The 19,441-nt window shown below is 36.8% G+C and carries 15 protein-coding genes; 8 read left to right on the forward strand and 7 right to left on the reverse strand.

Annotated elements, in window-relative coordinates; translation table 11 throughout:
* The first annotated feature begins 1 nt into the window (after position 1).
* Complete coding sequence (locus ACFIKO_RS02190) at positions 2 to 1,048, forward strand: sn-glycerol-3-phosphate import ATP-binding protein UgpC (protein WP_375673175.1); 1,047 nt, start codon at positions 2 to 4, stop codon at positions 1,046 to 1,048.
* 1,952 nt (positions 1,049 to 3,000) lie between these two features.
* Here the strand turns inward: ACFIKO_RS02190 and ACFIKO_RS02195 are convergent.
* The 3 genes from ACFIKO_RS02195 to ACFIKO_RS02205 are packed head-to-tail and all read right to left on the reverse strand — an operon-like array spanning position 3,001 to position 5,554.
* Complete coding sequence (locus ACFIKO_RS02195) at positions 3,001 to 3,918, reverse strand: metal ABC transporter solute-binding protein, Zn/Mn family (protein WP_375673176.1); 918 nt, start codon at positions 3,916 to 3,918, stop codon at positions 3,001 to 3,003.
* Positions 3,919 to 3,928: 10 nt separating this feature from the next.
* Positions 3,929 to 4,798 (reverse strand): metal ABC transporter permease, encoded by an 870-nt coding sequence (locus tag ACFIKO_RS02200; protein WP_375673177.1) that lies wholly within the window; start codon positions 4,796 to 4,798, stop codon positions 3,929 to 3,931.
* Positions 4,799 to 4,801: 3 nt separating this feature from the next.
* Positions 4,802 to 5,554: an ABC transporter ATP-binding protein gene (locus ACFIKO_RS02205; protein ID WP_375619509.1), complete on the reverse strand. Its 753-nt coding sequence runs from the start codon at positions 5,552 to 5,554 to the stop codon at positions 4,802 to 4,804.
* 679 nt (positions 5,555 to 6,233) lie between these two features.
* On the opposite strand from ACFIKO_RS02205, the gene nrdH reads away from it, so the two are divergent.
* Genes nrdH through nrdF form a run of 4 tightly spaced genes read left to right on the forward strand, consistent with a single transcriptional unit; the run spans position 6,234 to position 9,974 of the window.
* Positions 6,234 to 6,458 carry a glutaredoxin-like protein NrdH gene (gene nrdH, locus ACFIKO_RS02210; RefSeq protein ID WP_139412768.1) on the forward strand — a complete coding sequence of 75 codons (225 nt, stop codon included), beginning with the start codon at positions 6,234 to 6,236 and terminating at the stop codon, positions 6,456 to 6,458.
* Positions 6,458 to 6,856: a class Ib ribonucleoside-diphosphate reductase assembly flavoprotein NrdI gene (nrdI, locus tag ACFIKO_RS02215; RefSeq protein WP_375673178.1), complete on the forward strand. Its 399-nt coding sequence runs from the start codon at positions 6,458 to 6,460 to the stop codon at positions 6,854 to 6,856. Before nrdH ends, nrdI begins: the two co-directional genes overlap by 1 nt.
* The gene (gene nrdE / locus ACFIKO_RS02220; RefSeq protein ID WP_375673179.1) at positions 6,838 to 8,988 is read left to right on the forward strand and encodes a class 1b ribonucleoside-diphosphate reductase subunit alpha; all 2,151 of its coding nucleotides are present in this window, start codon (positions 6,838 to 6,840) and stop codon (positions 8,986 to 8,988) included. The genes nrdI and nrdE overlap by 19 nt, the downstream gene beginning before the upstream one ends.
* A gap of 11 nt (positions 8,989 to 8,999) precedes the next feature.
* On the forward strand, positions 9,000 to 9,974 hold the full coding sequence (gene nrdF / locus ACFIKO_RS02225) for a class 1b ribonucleoside-diphosphate reductase subunit beta (protein ID WP_375619512.1): 975 nt from the start codon (positions 9,000 to 9,002) through the stop codon (positions 9,972 to 9,974).
* Here the strand turns inward: nrdF and prmC are convergent.
* The 4 genes from prmC to secA all read right to left on the reverse strand — a co-directional run bounded on the left by prmC (position 9,971) and on the right by secA (position 15,262).
* Positions 9,971 to 10,837, reverse strand: coding sequence for a peptide chain release factor N(5)-glutamine methyltransferase (gene prmC / locus ACFIKO_RS02230; protein WP_375673180.1), 867 nt, complete (start codon positions 10,835 to 10,837; stop codon positions 9,971 to 9,973). The two genes, nrdF and prmC, sit on opposite strands and share 4 nt — an antisense overlap.
* Positions 10,834 to 11,910 carry a peptide chain release factor 1 gene (prfA, locus tag ACFIKO_RS02235; RefSeq protein WP_375619514.1) on the reverse strand — a complete coding sequence of 359 codons (1,077 nt, stop codon included), beginning with the start codon at positions 11,908 to 11,910 and terminating at the stop codon, positions 10,834 to 10,836. The genes prmC and prfA overlap by 4 nt, the downstream gene beginning before the upstream one ends.
* 204 nt (positions 11,911 to 12,114) lie before the next feature.
* Complete coding sequence (locus ACFIKO_RS02240) at positions 12,115 to 12,606, reverse strand: Fur family transcriptional regulator (protein ID WP_375619515.1); 492 nt, start codon at positions 12,604 to 12,606, stop codon at positions 12,115 to 12,117.
* The gene (secA, locus tag ACFIKO_RS02245; protein WP_375619516.1) at positions 12,545 to 15,262 is read right to left on the reverse strand and encodes a preprotein translocase subunit SecA; all 2,718 of its coding nucleotides are present in this window, start codon (positions 15,260 to 15,262) and stop codon (positions 12,545 to 12,547) included. The genes ACFIKO_RS02240 and secA overlap by 62 nt, the downstream gene beginning before the upstream one ends.
* 435 nt (positions 15,263 to 15,697) lie before the next feature.
* Here secA and ACFIKO_RS02250 point away from each other — a divergent pair, with 435 nt between their 5' ends.
* From ACFIKO_RS02250 to mutT, 3 genes are all read left to right on the forward strand, one after another.
* Positions 15,698 to 16,651, forward strand: a complete 954-nt coding sequence (locus ACFIKO_RS02250; RefSeq protein ID WP_375619517.1) for a peptidylprolyl isomerase — start codon at positions 15,698 to 15,700, stop codon at positions 16,649 to 16,651.
* 129 nt (positions 16,652 to 16,780) lie between these two features.
* Positions 16,781 to 18,013, forward strand: a complete 1,233-nt coding sequence (gene argJ, locus ACFIKO_RS02255) for a bifunctional glutamate N-acetyltransferase/amino-acid acetyltransferase ArgJ (RefSeq protein WP_375619518.1) — start codon at positions 16,781 to 16,783, stop codon at positions 18,011 to 18,013.
* Positions 18,014 to 18,140: 127 nt separating this feature from the next.
* On the forward strand, positions 18,141 to 18,554 hold the full coding sequence (gene mutT / locus ACFIKO_RS02260; RefSeq protein ID WP_375619519.1) for an 8-oxo-dGTP diphosphatase MutT: 414 nt from the start codon (positions 18,141 to 18,143) through the stop codon (positions 18,552 to 18,554).
* The last annotated feature ends 887 nt before the right edge of the window (positions 18,555 to 19,441 follow it).

The following is a 19,441-nucleotide window of genomic DNA, read 5'->3' on the forward strand; positions in this document are numbered from 1 at the left end:
TATGGCCATAATCCAGTTATCAAATATAAAAAAACGGTATGACAACGGCATTCTGGTCATTGATGATTTAAACTTAACTGTTGCTGATAAAGAACTTCTTGTTCTTGTCGGTCCTTCAGGGTGCGGAAAATCAACCTTATTGCGTATTATAGCAGGACTTGAACAAGTTACCTCAGGTGAATTATGTATTGATAACGAACGTATCAATGATCGTGAACCAGCTGATCGTGATATTGCTATGGTTTTTCAGAATTATGCTCTTTATCCCCATATGACAGTTCGTGGAAACTTAGAATATGGTCTTAAAAATCGTAAAACTCCTAAAGAAGAAATTAAAAAACGCATCGCACATGCTGCAAAACTTTTGGAGATAGAATCATTTCTTGATCGTAAGCCACGACAATTATCAGGAGGACAACGTCAGCGTGTTGCAATGGGGCGTGTGATTGTACGCCAACCCCGTGTTTTTCTCTTTGATGAACCTCTTTCAAATCTTGATGCAAAATTGCGGGCGCAAATGTGTATTGAAATAAAAACACTACAGCGTTCATTAGGAACGACTAGCCTTTATGTTACCCATGATCAACTAGAAGCTATGACATTAGCTGATAGAATAGTCGTTTTGAATAAAGGAGCTATCGAGCAAATTGGAACACCAATGGAAATTTACGACACTCCAGCAACAACATTTGTTGCTGATTTTATTGGTTCTCCTCCTATGAATTTTCTTGATCGCCATGTCTTAGAACAACATTTAGGGCATTCATTTTCTTATGGCAAAGAAACTGATCTTTTAGCATTCAGACCTGAAATAATCTTATTGGGCGAATATCCAGATAAAGGACCTGTCTTTCACACAAAAATTGAGCTTATCAAGCCTATTGGAACAGGTTGCCATGTTTTAACGCGTTGGAATGATATCATCTTTACGATTGAAATAAAAGAACGCTTGACATACGACTATGGTCAAAAACTAAGTTTCACTGTCGCTCATCAGAATTTTCATACTTTTAACAAAAACACTGGAAAGCGCACAAATAATAAGTAAGCATTAATTGATGTGACAAGGCTTTCTTTTATGTTGCGTCATGATAATGTTGCGTTTCGACTTTCTCGATTACATTTACAAAATAAGGTTGTAACCGATGAGATTAAAAACAAAATTTTAAAAGTTTTGATAATGATCCATTGTCCCATGGCGCTGAGAATGTCAAAACATTTATATGAAGAAAATGTGCATTTTCACGGTCTGTGAGAAGAATATTATTTTCAAATCTCAAACATAATAAAATTATTTTCATTATAAAAAATATCAATATAAAATATAACCATTTATTAACCATATTTTGCTCATTTATAATTTTTCATAAAAAACAATGTATTATCATATGTTTCTTGATGTAATAATTTATGTAACTTATAAAAAGTAAATGAGAGAAATAGAGGGAAACAATAATTCACAGATGAGAGGGGATGTGCCCCCTATCTTAGCTTTGATCCCTAACATAAGAAGTCTATTTGATCCAAAAATACGACGCTGTTCTAAATAGTTTGTACGAGAATAGGTATATTCTATTTTACCGCTGGCCATATGATCTTAAATGGTTTCAGAGCTCCTATAAGAAGCTTTTGTTTTTTCTACCAATCACATAAATTAGAGAGAAGCCTACGCGCGTATGCTGCAAGTTTATTTTTTCTCATGTAAATCACTATGCAATTCTCAGCGAGGGTATCCGATCAGTTGCAAAAGAAATCACTGAGAGATAGAAGGCGCGCTTGTTTTACAATTTTCATTACTTTTAATGATAAAAGCAGATGAAACACATCTGTAACATCCCATCGATCTTTCTATATTCTTGAGTTAAAAAATTGCCTATAGACCATCCTTAAACAGATCTTTATGAATATGACAGAAGGGATTGGTGCGAACAGCTATAAGAATCAGCAGGGACAAAGATAGTTATCTTATTGTTTTACAAAGCATTTTATGAAAGCTGGTATATTTTTTCAATATATTGCCAGTCTATTAATGGTTTTATGATATTGCTTTCTTGTAAAGTGCGTGCTTTTTTGTTGCTTATAAATCAACCTAAACTTTATACAGCAGTATGTTTGAGACAAAAATATGAAGACGGTTCAGTGCTGTATTCAGTTTTTGTATATCAGAGTGGAATAAGCTTATCTTCTTATGTAATTTCTAAAATGAGGAGACAGCTTAATTTAGGGGGAATATGAAAGCATAAAGATAAAAATAGTTTCTATCTTCAGCATCATCTTTTAATTTAATATTGCGACTTTCAAAAACGTCTGAGCCAATGTCTCTTGCATAATGGAGACTGCGCATTGCCGAACACATTTTTTTATTACGTTCTTTGAATAGAATTGCATCTCTCATACAAAACAAAATACCTAAAAAGAAGGCTCTTAGGTTGCCAATTCACGCACTTGTTTTAAAAAATATTTTGCAAGGTTATTCCAACTATTTTTTCACACAGTCGTTTATGAGTAGTATAACATAAACTCCATTGTGTATCGTCATCTTTATGCTTATAAAAATGCAAGCTGGGGCCATCATCATACTCTCTGCCAGTCTCTAACATTGCAACAATTATTGTGTTGAGACTCTTCATAAGAGGCATTTTTTCTTCAAGATGTTTTTATTCATACACTCATTCTACTTGCATGTTATAAATGGAGTTGGGTAGATAAAAATACTTTAAAAAAGAGACCCCAAATGCTTCTTATGGATCGTTTCAAGTGTCGAGAGTTATTGTAAAAGAAGCGTTGGAAAATAGAATGATGCCGTTGACGATCTGGACACCATGAGGCAATAAATCCACTTACTTTATCTATCTTAGCATCTATTGAGTATAAATTTCTCTGTAAAAGTAACTTTATTTTATATCAATGTTATCAATTATAGATTGTTGGGTATCATTAGTAACATAATCATAGACTTACGATTTTATGAACGCTTTTTTATCTCTTTTGTAGAAGATCTTAATGTTTTGTGATGGCATCAATGATGGTATTCACATTATGTTCCATCATATCGAGATAAGTTGCTGCGGGGCCATTTTTATTTGACAATGCATCAGAATAAAGTGTTCCACCAATTTTTAAACCTGTTTCTTTTGCAATCTGTTTTATGAGACGGGGATTAGAGATATTTTCAACGAATAGTGCAGCTGCTTTATTCGCTTTAATTTGTTTGATAAGTTTAGCAACATCGGCTGCGGTTGCTTCAGCTTCTGTTGAAGCACTTTGGGGGGCAAGGATAGTAAAGCCATATTCTTTGGCAAAATAGCCAAAGGCGTCATGAGATGTGATAATGATACGTTTATCTTTAGGGATGGTAGCAATTTTTGTTTTCAGGGTATCTTGTGCTATTTTAAGTTTTTGGATGTAGGTTTCGGCATTTTTTTTGTAGCTGGTGCAGGATTGTGGATCGATTTTACAAAAAGCAGCAGCGATATTTTTCACATAGATTTTGACATTGGGAATTGTTTGCCAAGCGTGTGGATCAATAATGCTGTGGTGGTGATGGGCATTATGTTCTTGATTTTTCATTTTGAGGGAGGGAATGTTAGCGCTAACTTTGACAAGAAGTGCTTTTGTACCGCTTGCTGTAATGAGGCGATCAATGAATCCTTCTAAATGAAGTCCGTTGATGAAAATAATTTGAGCATTTCTAAGAGCTTGAGCATCATGGGGGGTAGGTTCATAAGTGTGGATATTCGCATTGGGACCTACAAAAGTGGTCATAGAGATATGGTTATCTCCTACATTTTTTACGAGATCTGCGAGAATAGAAAAGCTCGCAACAACTTTGATTTTATTGTTTGCAGAAGCAGAAAATGGCGAAAGGGAAAGCAATAAAGCTCCAAGAAGAACAAATTTTTGAGCAAACTTAGGCACATTTTTTTCCTTAAAGTGAGGAGGTATAAAAGAGGTGGGGAAACCATGTTACAATAAAGCCACGTGGACTTATCAAGCAGGAAAAAAGATAAATAAATCCTGCGGCAATGATGATAGCAGGGCCGGAGGGAAGTGAAAGATGAAAAGAAAGCAGGAGACCACATACGCTAGAAATGATTCCAAAAAGAGTGGAAAGCGCGCAAATAGGGCCTAGCCGTGAAAACCAAAAACGGGCTGTAATAGCTGGAATCATCATAATGCCAACGGAAAGTAATGTTCCTAGTGATTGAAAGCCTCCAACCAGATTCAACACCACAAGTCCAAGCAATAAAATATGAATATATTTACTCAATGGAGAGAGTGATTTAAAAAAGAGGGGGTCAAAGCTTTCTAAAACGAGTGCACGCCAAAAAATACAAAGGCTGCATAGGGTAATCAGCATTATAGTAGTGATTAACCAGAGGGCTTGTGCATCAAGTGCAAGAACCGATCCGAATAAGAGATGAAGCAGCTCAATTGTTGAGTCTTTTAGTGAGATAATGATGACACCTGCCGCGAGTGCAATAAGATAAAAGACAGTCATGGATGCATCTTCTTTCTGAAAGCTATTTCGTGAAATTAAAATGGTTGCTAAAGCAACAATAATACCAGCGAAGATGCCACCAAGTGTCATAGATATGAGAGAAAAGCCACAAATCAGAAAAGCAGTTGCAACACCAGGAAGAATGGCATGAGAGATAGCATCTCCTGTCAAGCTCATTCCACGGAGCATCAAAAATACACCAACAGGACAAGCGCTAATAGATAGGAAAATAGAACCGATAAGGGCGTTTTGCATAAATTGGAAATCAACAAAGGGGGCAAGAAAAAATGCATACACGTCTTATAACCTAAGAAAGAGAGGATCATTGATGGGAAGATTTTGTTTTTGTGCGCTAATAGGAAAAGAATTGGATGTGAGAGATGGCATAACGTGATGAATAGTGTTGTTTAAAAACTGTGTTGTTTCTCCATAAAAGGCGTCTTGTTGATTAATTTGAATCATTTGGGGGAAAAATTCTTGCACGATGAGAGGGTTATGGAGTGCTGTGAGAACTGTGCGTCCTTGTTTTTGCCAGTATGTGATCAGTGCAAGAAGGTCTTTTTGGGTATTATGATCTACACCATTGAAAGGTTCATCAAGCAAAATAATATTGGCATCTTGCACAATGATACGTGCAAAAAGAGCACGTTGTAATTGCCCGCCTGATAATGTTTCAAGCGAACGGGGTGCGAGTTCTGTAAGCCCAACCATTTCAAGCGCATTTTGAATCTTAGAATCATAAGGGCGCTGGCTTTTCCATAATCCACAAAAAGACCACAGTCCTGTTTTTACAAGCGTTTTCACATCAATTGGAAATGTTTGATCTACATCACATTGCTGAGAAAGATAAGCAATGCGGCTTTTTTTTGGTTTTGTAATTTTTCCCTTAAGAGGTTTAATCAATCCGGCGATGGCTTTTAGCAGTGTCGATTTTCCAGCGCCATTGTCACCTGTTATTGCAACCAATGAACCAGCTTTTAACTTTGCTGAAAAGTTCTTTATTGCTATTCTATTTCCATAGCCTAATGTTGTCTTATTGAAGTGCAGATCCATATTTTTACCATCGTTGCTTATCATTTTGGAAACTATGTAATAATATAACATTTGTCAATAAAATGTTATATTATTACATAGTTTTGAGGACTGAAAATTTTAGTGGGAAGATCGTGGAAAATTAAAAATAATAATTGAATTCACCTTGACGAAAGAGAGAGAGTATATACTATATATAGTATCAAAATGATTGGTGATTCTAAATAAGCACAAGAGAGGGTGTTAGTGTGTTTCGTTTGGTATCTAAGTTATTTCCATTATTGTAAAGAGTTTATTGACCAAGGGCATAGCAGTGTTTTTGCTGAAGGATCTCTTTTGGAAGGATTCCTTTCGTTTTTGTAATTGATTTTTGCCGAAAAAGAGTAAAACAGAGCTCTTGAAAAACGGTAGTTTAGAACGTTAGTTTTTTAGACAGCAGGAGGGAATTGTAATGCAAGCAAAAGATTGTTTTATAACTGGAGGTCTTTGCCATTTAAGTTATAGAATAATCGCTTATTCTCATCATAGTCTTTGAAGTTATTTGATGAGGAATTCTGTTATGTTCAGGAAGCTGTGTACTATTTTAAAATAACCACATGTTTTGCGTACAATTTCTGTTTTTTGTTATTCTTGAGTACTTATAAAATTATTAGATTGACCTTTTAGGGTTGATTGTTTGGAATTGTGAAAGTTGAAGAAAATGTCGATCACTATTTATAGCAAACCATCTTGTGTCCAATGTGATGCTACACGCCGCGCTTTTGATGCAAAAGGCATTCATTATCGTGTTGTTGATATTTCTTGTGATGAACAAGCATACAGTTTTGTTCAATCTCTGGGGTATCGTCAGGTTCCTGTAGTCGTTTGTGGTGAAAATCATTGGTCTGGTTTTAGACCAGATATGATTAGTGGTCTTTGTGTTTAATGGGACTTATTGTTTATTATTCGAGTGCAACGGGTAATACTGAACATTTTGTTTCGCAGCTTGGTCAACGACTCTTCAAAATTGATAAAAAAAAGCCGTTTGTGTTAGTTGATGAGCCTTATGTGTTGGCTGTTCCTACCTATGCAGATGGGGAAGGGAGAATGGCTGTGCCGAAAGCCGTTATCCATTTTCTTAATGAAGCTGAGAACCGAAAATTAATTCGTGGTGTCATTGGTGGTGGGAATCGTAATTTTGGTTGTTATTATAATTTAGCAAGTAAAATCATTGCTGAAAAATGTTGTGTACCTTGCCTTTATCGTTTTGAACTGCGTGGAACTGATGAAGACGTTATTTATGTAAAAAAGGGATTGGAAAGATTTTGGAAACAATTGGTATAGGACAAGCGCAGAAATCGGAGCAGATTACTGATTATCATGCGCTGAATGCAATGCTTAATCTTTATGATGAAAATGGTCATATTCAATTTGATATGGATCGGCTTGCCGCACGGCAATATTTTCTTCAGCATGTTAATCAAAATACAGTTTTTTTTCATAATCTGAAGGAAAAAATAGACTACTTAATAGAAGAAGGTTATTACGAAAAAGCTTTATTTGAGCTTTATGACTTTTCTTTTATTAAAAAGCTTTTTAAGCGTGCTTATGCATTTAAGTTTCGTTTTCCTACCTTTTTAGGCGCATTTAAGTACTATACCAGCTATACATTAAAGACTTTTGATGGAAAACGTTATCTTGAACGTTATGAAGATCGTGTCTGTCTTGTAGCTTTATATTTGGCACAAGGGAATAAAGCTCTTGCTGAAAGTTTTGTGGATGAAATTATTACAGGACGTTTTCAGCCGGCAACACCGACATTTTTAAATGCTGGGAAAAAACAACGTGGTGAATTGGTTTCGTGTTTTTTGCTACGTGTTGAAGATAATATGGAATCGATAGGTCGTTCGGTTAATTCGGCTTTGCAGCTTTCAAAACGTGGTGGAGGTGTGGCGCTTTGTTTAACGAATTTGCGGGAAGCTGGGGCACCAATTAAGCAAATAGAAAATCAGTCCTCAGGAGTCTTACCGGTAATGAAACTCTTGGAAGATTCTTTTTCTTACGCCAATCAGCTTGGGGCACGACAGGGGGCTGGAGCTGTTTATTTGCATGCCCATCATTTAGATATTATGAAGTTTTTGGATACAAAGCGTGAAAATGCTGATGAAAAAGTTAGAATCAAAACGCTTTCGCTTGGTGTCGTTATTCCTGATATTACTTTTGAACTTGCACGGAATAATGAGGATATGTATCTCTTCTCATCTTATGATATCGAGCGTGTGACAGGTAAGCCCTTTAGCGATATTTCTTTAACGGAGCATTATCGTTCTTTTGTTGATAATGCAAAGATTCGTAAAAAGAAAATAAGTGCACGTGTTTTTTTCCAGACATTAGCGGAAATACAATTTGAGTCGGGTTATCCCTATATTTTATTTGAGGATACTGCTAATCGATTGAACCCAATAGCTGGGCGCATAAGTATGAGCAATTTATGTTCAGAAATTTTGCAGGTGAGTGAAGCAAGTGAACTGGAGACAGATTTAACTTATCGCACGATTGGAAGTGATATATCCTGTAATCTTGGATCCATGAATATTGCCAAAGCAATGGAAAGTCCTGATTTCGGACAGACCGTGGAATCTGCTGTTCGTGCTCTTACTGCGGTTTCGGATATGAGCAATATTGCTTGTGTGCCTTCCATTGCGAAAGGCAATGCTGAAAGTCATGCGATTGGTTTGGGACAAATGAATTTGCATGGGTTTCTAGCGCGTGAACAAATCTATTATGGGTCTCCAGAAGCGATAGATTTTACTAATATCTATTTTTATATTGTGACATATCATGCCATACGGGCTTCCAATTTGATTGCACGTGAACGTCAAGAAATGTTTGCAGGGTTTGAAAAATCAGCTTATGCAGATGGACGTTTTTTCGAAAAATATATTGAAAAAGAATGGAAACCGCAATTTGCTCTTGTGCAAGAGCTTTTTGCACGGAACAATATTGTTATCCCAGATCAAAAGGATTGGCAGGAACTCAAAAAATTAGTCATTGAGTATGGGCTTTATAACCGCAATTTGCAGGCGGTTCCACCTACGGGATCTATTTCCTATATTAATCATGCCACTTCTTCTATTCATCCAATTGCTTCAAAAATTGAAATTCGCAAAGAGGGAAAAATTGGGCGCGTTTATTATCCTGCTCCTTATATGGATAATACGAATTTGAATTTTTACCAAGATGCTTATGAGATTGGTCCTGAAAAAATTATAGATACCTATGCTGCTGCAACACAGCATGTTGATCAAGGTCTTTCATTAACATTATTTTTTCCTGATACCGCTACCACACGTGATATTAACCGCGCACAAATTTATGCCTGGAAAAAAGGTATAAAGAGTATTTACTATGTACGATTACGGCAAGTAGCATTAAGTGGAACAGAAGTTGATGGCTGTGTTTCGTGCAGTTTATAGGAGATCATCATATGACAAAGATTACAACCAAAAATCCTGTTGTGTGCGCTGTTAATTGGAATAGATTACATGATGAGAAAGATCTTGAAGTATGGAACCGCTTAACTGGGAACTTTTGGTTACCTGAGAAGGTTCCACTTTCCAATGATATTCCCTCATGGTCAAGCTTAACAGATGAAGAACGTAAATTAACAATTCGTGTTTTTACAGGACTAACGCTTTTAGATACAATTCAAAACACTGTCGGAGCCATTTCGCTTCTGGCTGATGCAATAACAGAGCATGAGGAGGCAGTGTTGACGAATATTGCTTTCATGGAAGCGGTTCATGCACGTTCTTATTCCTCTATTTTTTCAACCCTTTGTTCAACGGTTGAAGTTGATGATGCGTTTAGATGGTCAGAAGAAAATATTCATTTGCAGAAAAAGGCTAGATTAGTACTTGAGCGTTATGAAGCAAATGATCCACTTAAGAAAAAAATTGCTTCGACTTTGCTGGAAAGCTTTTTATTTTATTCTGGTTTTTATTTGCCCATGTATTGGGCTAGTCGCGCTAAGTTGACCAATACAGCAGATCTCATTCGATTAATTATTCGTGATGAAGCAGTCCATGGTTATTATATAGGTTATAAATTCCAATTGGGCTTTGCAAAGCTTGATGAAGCCAAAAAGAAAGAAACTAAAGATTTTGCTTTTAACCTGCTCTTTGACCTTTATAATATAGAGTGCAAATATACTGAAGATCTTTATGATGCACTTGGATTGACAGAAGATGTTAAAATTTTTCTTCATTATAATGCTAACAAGGCTTTAATGAATTTAGGTTTTGAAGCTCTTTTCCCCCCTGAGGTTTGTCGTGTTAATCCCGCTATTTTGGCAGCTTTATCACCAAACTCTGACGAAAATCATGACTTTTTTTCAGGGGCAGGTTCTTCTTATGTCATTGGCAAGGCGGTTGCTACCACGGATGATGATTGGGAATTTTAATGTTTGCATGCAAATAGAAGTGCGCGGGGTATTCCATTTAGATCTTTGCGCACTTCTAAACATTGAAAACCATTTTTTTCAAATAAATTGCAGACTTCATTTTCTTGAGAGTAACCAATTTCAACAGCGACATAGCCGTTTTCTTTTAAGTAGTTGGCTGCTTCATGGGCGAGTTTTCGATAAAAATAAAGTCCATCTTCCCCTCCTATCAGGGCGCGCAATGGGTCATGTAAGCGCACTTCTTTTGCAAGTTTTTTGATATCTTGTGCGGGAATATAAGGTGGATTGGAAACAATGAAATCAAAGCGATCTGCGACAGCATCAAACCAGTTGCTAAGAAGAGGTGTGAAGCGGTGTGCTACTTCAGCATTCTTTGCATTTTTTTTCGCTGTTTTAAGGGCATCTTCAGAAATATCGACTGCCACCGCATAGGATTGGGGAATTTGTTTAAGGAGTGTAATGGCAATGGCGCCACTTCCTGTTCCCATATCAAGGAATGTTGTTCTTCCCGAATTTTCGACCTGTTTTTGGAGAAAAGGGAGAACAAGATCTATCAGCGTTTCTGTATCAGGACGAGGTTCTAACGTCTCTTGAGACAATGTAAAAGATATACCATAAAATTCTCGTGCTCCTATAATACGATAGACGGGTTCGCCTGCAATACGCCGTTGTAAAGCCTGTTCTATTTGTATAATATGCTCAGAAGACAGATGCATATCTGGTTTAGAAATTCTTTCAGCAGCATTTATTCCTGTTATCCATTCAACGAGTATTTTCGCATCGAGATCGGCTTCAGCAATTCCTTTCGTGCGCAATTTTTCTTGCATTTGTTGGATGACATTCTTGAAAGAATATTTTCTCAATTATTATCCATTTCCATCAGTAATGTTGTTTGATGATCTGAGATGAGTGCATGAAGAAGCTCATCAAGATCTCCCTCTAGAATGCGATCAAGCTTATACAAGGTTAGATTAATACGGTGATCCGTGACACGTCCTTGTGGAAAATTATAGGTACGAATACGTTCTGAACGATCACCAGAACCAACTTGGCTTTTACGAGAAGCTGAACGTTCACTTTCCGCTTTTTGTCGTTCGATATCGAATAAGCGTGCCCGTAAAATTTGAAGGGCTCGTGCTCGGTTTTGATGTTGTGATTTTTCTGCTTGTACGACCATAATTCCTGTTGGAATATGCGTGATACGAACAGCTGAATCCGTTGTATTAACATGCTGTCCTCCTGCTCCAGATGCACGCATTGTGTCAATACGAATATCTTCAGGGCGAATATCAATATCAATTTCTTCAGCCTCCGGAAGGACTGCAACGGTAGCAGCAGATGTATGGATACGTCCACCGGTTTCTGTTTCGGGGATGCGTTGCACACGATGAACCCCTGATTCATATTTCAATTTAGAAAAGACACCTTTTCCTGAGATAGTAGCAATAATCTCTTTATATCCGCCAACTTCTCCCTCACTGAGTGAAATGACTTCTACTTTCCAATGGTGAGCATGGGCATAACGTTCATACATGCGGAAAAGGTCACCAGAAAAAAGTGCTGCTTCTGATCCACCCGTTCCTGCTCGAATTTCAACAATAGCGTTTTTTTCATCAGCAACATCTTTAGGCAAAAGCAGAATCTGGAGTTCTTTTTCAAATTGTTCTACTTTTTTATATAACAATGTTAGCTCTTCTTGGGCAAGATTACGCATCTCTATATCTGTTTGTTTATCATTGATTATCATTTCTAATTCTGTAATCTCTCCGTAAAGAGCATTTAATGCGCGTATAGAGGCAATAACGGGTTGTAGTTCTGCATATTCAGAAGCTAATTTGACATATGTTTCAGCATTTGGATTAGTCGTCATTTGGCTTTCAATTATTTCAAAGCGCTTTTCAAGCTGTCTCATACGATCTTGTGGCAAAGAAACCATGATAATATTAGCCTAATTTTTCGTAATACAATTTTATAATTTTTTGTTATAATACTGGCAAAGAATTACCGTATAGCATCATACAAAAAGAGGGAATAGAGCAAAATTTTTTTTTGCCAATAAAAACTATTATATTTTAAAGGTAAATTTTTATAGAACTTGATTTGCCTGAGGTATTTTATCTAATGATATATAATCACTTTTTTAAGAGTTTTTTTTTCCATAAAGTTCAAGGCGGTGATGAATAATATCATAGCCAAGGGACTTTGCAATTTCCTCTTGCAGCTTTTCAATAACATCAGAATGAAACTCGATAACTTGTCCTGTTTCTATATCAATGAGATGATCATGATGTTGCCCATCTGCTTGTTCAAAACGAGATGGACCACCACTAAAGCTATGGCGATGAATTGTTCCATTTCCTTCTAATGTTTTCATGGTTCGATAAACAGTTGAGAGTGAAATACTCGAATCTATTTTGTTTGCACGCTGAAAAATTTCAAATGCATTGGGATGGTCATTTGTATCAGTCAAAATATCAAGAATAACTCGTCGTTGACGTGTTACTCTTAAACCAGCTGTGCGCAATTCTTGCTCATAATTTCGCTTTTTATTCATTTTCATAGTTTGCTTTTCAAACAAAGGCTCCATGACAGTGTTTGTATTTTTTCTCTGAACCACAAGGACAACGCTCATTACGTCCAACTTTTCCCCATGTGGTTATATCATTAGGGTCACGATCTTGTGGATTAACAAATCTATTTTCTTGTGATCGTGCCCATAAGGTGGGAGCATTTTCTTGACTTTGATCATTAAAGACAGAAGAAGCAGCATCAGTTTGCTCAGGCATGGCTGGTTCTGTAGGTTGTTGAATGATTTCAAAGCGCATAAGCTTAGAAGTGACAATTCGGCGCAAATTTCTCAACATACTTTGAAAGAGTTCAAAAGATTCTGTCTTATATTCATTGAGCGGATCCCGCTGCGCATAACCACGAAAACCAACAACAGAACGCAAATGGTCTAAACTCACCAGATGTTCACGCCATAACGTGTCAATAGTTTCGAGTAATACTGCCTTGTGAAAATAAGCCATAACTTCTGGAGAATAGCGTTCAGTACGTTCATTTTCAAGTTTTGTAACAGCATCTGATACACGCTCCAAAATTTGCTCCTCGGCAATTCCATCTTCTTTTGCCCATTCTTTTACTGGAAGCTCAAGATTAAAGAGTTGTTGAAGTTCTTCTTCGAGAGTTTTTACATTCCATTTTTCAGAATATGTCCCTGATGGAATATAAGCCTCTACGAGATCCTCTACGACTTCATTGCGCATTTCAAGGATCATTTCTGATAAATCATCTGCGTTCATGATCTCCATACGCTGTTCAAAAATAACCTTGCGTTGATCATTCATGACATCATCATATTTTAGCAGATTTTTACGAATTTCAAAGTTTCGTGCTTCGACCTTTTTTTGTGCTTTTTCAAGGGCTTTATTAATCCATGGATGGATAATAGCTTCATTTTCTTTCAATCCAAGTTTTTGAAGCATACCATCCATACGATTGGAGCCAAAGATACGCATAAGATCATCTTGAAGAGAGAGAAAAAATTTTGAGCGACCTGGATCGCCTTGGCGACCAGAACGTCCACGAAGCTGGTTATCAATACGACGGCTTTCATGACGTTCCGTTGCAATAACGTAAAGACCACCAGCCGCTAAAGCTTTGTCTTTAAGCCTCTGAACATCTTTTTTTATTTCTTCAATTTTAGCTGTCCGCTCTGGACCTTCGGGGATATCCTGTAACTCTTGTCGAATGCGCATTTCAACATTACCACCAAGCTGTATATCCGTACCGCGTCCTGCCATGTTGGTTGCGATGGTAAGAGCTCTAGGAACTCCTGCTTGCGCAATGATGTACGCTTCTTGTTCGTGATAGCGAGCATTTAAGACTCTAAAATCGGTAATGCCTTCTTTTCGCAAACGCTCTGCCAATTGTTCTGACTTCTCAATAGAGGTTGTTCCAACAAGAATAGGCTGTTCTTTTTCGTGTGCTTGACGGATATCACGTACAATTGCCCGATATTTCTCTTCTGCTGTTCGATAAATTTCATCATCTTCATCAATACGTTGTATTGGCAAATTTGTAGGGACTTCGACAACGTCAAGACCATAAATATTTCTGAATTCTTCGGCTTCTGTTGTTGCAGTTCCAGTCATTCCAGATAATTTCCTATACATACGGAAGTAATTTTGGAAAGTGATGGAAGCAAGTGTCTGGTTTTCTGGTTGAATAGCAACATGCTCTTTAGCTTCTAACGCTTGATGAAGTCCTTCAGAATAACGCCGCCCAGGCATCATTCGCCCTGTAAATTCGTCAATAATAACGATTTCATCATTGCGAACAATGTAATCTTTATCGCGAGCAAACAGTTTATGAGCTTTTAGAGCATTATTGACATGATGAACGATAGCGACATTTTCTATGTCATAAAGACTTTCACCTTTAAGATGTCCAGCTTGTTCGAGCATTTTTTCAATTTTTTCAGTACCAACTTCGGTAAAAGTCGTTGTTTTTTGTTTCTCGTCTATTTCATAGTCTTCTGGAGTTAAGGCAGGAATAAATGTATCAATGAGGTTATAAAAGTCAGTACGATCTTCTAGAGGACCGGAAATAATAAGTGGTGTACGGGCTTCATCAATAAGAATCGAATCAACTTCATCAACAATTGCGTAATGATGTCCACGTTGGACCATTTGACTACGATCGAAGGCCATATTATCACGCAAATAATCAAAACCTAGTTCATTATTTGTGGCATAGGTGATGTCGCATGCATAGGCCTCTCGGCGGGCATCACTATCAAGATCATGAAGAATCACGCCTGTTGTAAGCCCTAGAAAACTAAAAATTTTCCCCATTGTTTCAGCATCACGACTGGCGAGATAATCATTTACTGTCACAACATGAACGCCTTTACCTTCCAATGCATTGAGATAAATTGGTAAAGTTGCCATTAATGTTTTACCTTCACCAGTACGCATTTCAGCTATGCCACAGTCGTGAAGGACCATTCCACCAATAAGTTGCACGTCAAAAGGACGCATGTCATAAACACGTTTTGCGGCTTCACGAACAGTTGCGAAAGCTTCTGGTAAGAGCAAATCAACACTTTCACCTTCACTAAGACGTTTACGAAAGGCATCTGTTTTTTGGCAAAGCTGCTCATCACTTAATTTTACAAATTGTTCTTCCAAAGCATTAATTTGTGCAACTTTTTGGCGGAGTGCTTTGAGACGTCGCTCATGAGCTGAACCAAAAAACTTACGGGCAAAAACACCTAAACTGACCATCTCTGGCCCTTTCTTTTAATTGTTGTCACTCTTGTTGGGTAATTCATACGCTTTCCCCGTACTCTACATTTTCTTCAAGTTATCTGATATGATTAGAGACATCATGAAACGCAGATGGTACCATTATACTTGTTGGTGTGCAATTTTTCACTTTAATTGTAAAGTAGAGATAAGAGGCTAAGCGCTCTATGTCAACTTTAGGTACGCTATTTAACTGATACAATACAAAGTAATTTAAGATACAATATGTCATTTTTCTCTATTATCATGTTTTTCATCTGCATTAGATAGGATTGGAGCAACTGAGATAAAAGGATAATTCTATACTTTTTTAAAATAAAATTACTAATTTATTTCTCTATGTTTAAAGGTTAAAGTGTTATGGTAAAGAAAATTGGAATCTTGAACCTGCCTTCATTTTTAAGGAGTATATTTATGAAATTTAAATTTATCACGCTTTTTTTAGCATCAACTTTATTGGCAAGTACAAGTTTAGGAGTGAGAGCCCAAGAAGGTTTGAATTCATCGTCGAATGATTTAAAGACTTTGGAGAAAGCTTCTGAAAAAGCCGTTTCTCCTTCTCATGTTATGGCGGTTATTGATGGGAAAAATATTACAGCAGGCCAATTAGATGATTTAGCGCTTGAAATAAATCCTAATTTAGTACGCTTTCCTGATGAACAACGCCGTATGATGGTTCTAAAAGCTTATTTAGATATGCAGGCACTTGCAAAAGAAGCAAGAAGCAAAGGTCTTGATAAGACAGAAGCTTACGATAAACGTATGGCAGTCATGCGTGACAATGTTCTTCAACAGCTTTATTTTAAACAGGCGATTGTTGACAAAATCTCGGATACTGATTTGGAAGCTCTTTATAAGCAAGAAGTCGCTGCTTTACCTAAAGAAGATGAAGTTAAAGCGCGCCATATTTTGGTCAAAACGAGAAAAGAAGCAGAAGCTATCATTAAGCATTTAAATAAAGGCGAAAATTTTGAAGAGATTGCAAAGAAAAGTTCAACAGATGGTTCTGCTGCCGTTGGGGGTGATCTTGGTTATTTTAGCCATGGTCAAATGGTCAAGCCTTTTGAAGATGCTGCATTTGGTTTGAAAATTGGCGAATACACTAAACAACCCGTTGAAAGTCCTTTTGGTTGGCATATTATTAAATTAGAAGATCGTCGTTTGAAACAACCGCCTGCATTTGATGATGTTAAAGAGATGTTGCGGACACAACTGATAAAAAAGCGCTATCAAGAACTGATTGTTGATTTGCGTAGCAAGATAGATGTGAAATACCCTGATCCTAATGTTACAAAAATCATGGAATCGCTTCATCAAAATGGGACGCTACTTCCCGATGAGACATCGGATGAAGAGGATACGGAATAGCTAGGAAAAATAACTAGATAGCCTCTTTAATAGATAATTTGCTAGGTTAGTTTTGTTCAAAAAACCTAGCAGTTTTCTATGAGAGCTTATTGATCTGCAATCATTTCATTTTTTTACAGAAAGCATATTGTGGTGTTGAAAATTTCTCCTTTGTCGCCTCAAAAGATCCAGGAGCTTTCTCCCTTATCTGGGGTACGGATAGCAACAGCTGAAGCTGGGATTAAATATAAAGATCGTACAGATCTTCTTTTCATCATATTCGATAAGCCAGTGAGTGTGGCCGGTGTTTTTACTCGTTCAAAATGTCTATCTGCCCCTGTAGAGCATTGTCGTGCATCACTTCCTCATGGGGTTGCGAGGGGTGTTGTCGTGAATTCTGGAAATGCAAATGCTTTTACAGGAAGCAAAGGAAAGCACACAACCAATGAAATCATCTGTGCAGCAGCGAATGCTTTAAAGGTTAGAGAAGATGAAATTTTTATAGCTTCTACGGGTGTTATTGGTGAGCCAATGGAAGCATCGGGTATTGTCAATCTTTTACCAAGTATGGCAGAGACAGCAGAAGAGGGAAATTGGTTGGAAGCTGCAAAAGCCATAATGACAACAGACACATTTCCAAAACTTGCGACGCGCACTTTTGACTGTGGGGGAGAGAGTGTTACCATTAATGGAATTGCAAAAGGTGCTGGTATGATCGCACCCGATATGGCGACAATGCTGTCGTTTGTGGTTAGTGACGCTACTATTTCTTCGGATGCACTCCAATCCATGTTATCAGAGGCAGTTGAAGGTTCTTTCAATTCAATTACTGTTGATAGCGATACCTCAACTTCAGATACGCTTATGTTGTTTGCGACAGGAAAAGAACATTTTCCATGTCTTACAAGTAAATCTGATCCGCGTTATGGAGTTTTTGTGAAACAATTGAGTGCGCTTCTGCATGAACTTGCACTACAAGTTGTTTGTGATGGCGAAGGTGCTCGTCATTTAATTGAAGTTAATGTGATGGGTGCTACAACAAACAATGCAGCTAAAACTATTGCTTTATCAATTGCAAATTCACCGCTCGTAAAAACAGCTATTGCCGGTGAAGATGCGAATTGGGGGCGGGTCGTTATGGCAGTTGGGAAGGCCGGTGTTGAAGTTGATCGTGATCTATTGACGATTTGGTTTGGTGAGCATCGTGTGGCTGTGAATGGCGTACGAGATCCTGAGTATTGTGAAGAGACAATAGCTACTTATATGCAAGGTAAACACATTACAATTTGTGTTGATATCGGTTTGGGTAAGAGCACGGCGACGGTTTGGTCTTGCGATTTAACAAAAGAGTACGTTATGATCAATAGCCATTACAGAAGTTAATGGGTGCACTCTCTATATTTAACTGTCTATTATTTTTTTTAAGAGAATGAGATATGTGAGTTTTTTTTGAGGTAAGGGAATATACTAGAAAGAGACAGTTATCTTTATATTCTCATTGGAGAGTGATATGTGTATAAAAAGTTCCCTTTTTCTTGTTGTTGCATGTGCACTGTTAGATCAAAATAATTGTGTTTTGCTTACCAAGCGTCCTGAGGGAAAATCGCTGGCTGGTTTATGGGAGTTTCCTGGTGGAAAGGTTGAGCAAGGTGAAACTCCAGAAATTTCATTAATTCGTGAACTAGAAGAAGAGCTTGGTATATATGTTCAGGCAAATAATTTATTACCTTTAACGTTTGCGAGCCATAGCTATGCAACATTTCATCTCTTGATGCCGTTGTATCTTTGTTATCATTATGAGGGAGTTGCGCAAGGAAGAGAGGGGCAAAGTTTAGAATGGGTTTTTATTAATGATCTTGATAAATACCCTATGCCTGATGCTGATAAACCATTGATTCAGGTATTGAAAAAACATCTTCTTTAATGTGTTATAAGAAGGAAATATTGTTTAAATATAATTCAATATATTGATTTAAAATGATAATTTATAAATTTTATGTTGAATGGTAAAGTCCAGAGTCGTAAAAAAAATTTTCATTCCAAACTTGTTTATGTTGAATCAATCAAAATCATTTGCTTGCACGTTCCAAGCGGGGAAAGTCATGTGGATAAAATTATTTAAGAAAGAAATAAAATACGTGCTGAAAGAACACTACTCCAGTAGCCAAGGGTCATCGCAACATTAAGAATTGGCAAAGTGTATAATGATGCCTTTTCACACGTCTCATTGTGAAATGAGTTTGGGTGGACTGAGGGATATCAGGAGTATTTATTTCATGAGATATCGATAATAGGAAAAATTTTAAAAAATGCTTAAAAAAACGTTTTGTGTTTGTTGTTAGAGATTGTTTACATGACCAAAAGCTTAATTATTATTGCAATACATGATTATATAATAACATATTTTTTTATAAGGATAAATTCCCCTTTATTTTTCTTGATGTTATACGATTTCTCAATCAAAAAATGTTCAATAACGTACGAATAAAAAGAGTGGTATGTAATTTGAAAAACAATTTTAAAACAAATAAAACATATGGTTAATGAATTATTAAATATAAAAGAAAAACATGAAAAGAATACTTCTTAGGGAATTATATCATGGTACCTTATATAGTATGAGAGATAGAGATATAGTATGAGATGTAAAGAAAAAATCTACTTAAGTAATTATATAAATGAGAAATATACATAACATGAGAAAGATATTATTTTTGTATATTTAAAAACCATAAAACTGAATGGAAAAAGAAATGATAAAGCTGCGTAATAAGTTCTATTGTCATTTTTTTGAAAAGAAAAAGCTTATTT

The sequence above is a fragment of the Bartonella sp. TS82HLJMH genome (assembly GCF_042193495.1).
Classification (GTDB): domain Bacteria; phylum Pseudomonadota; class Alphaproteobacteria; order Rhizobiales; family Rhizobiaceae; genus Bartonella; species Bartonella grahamii.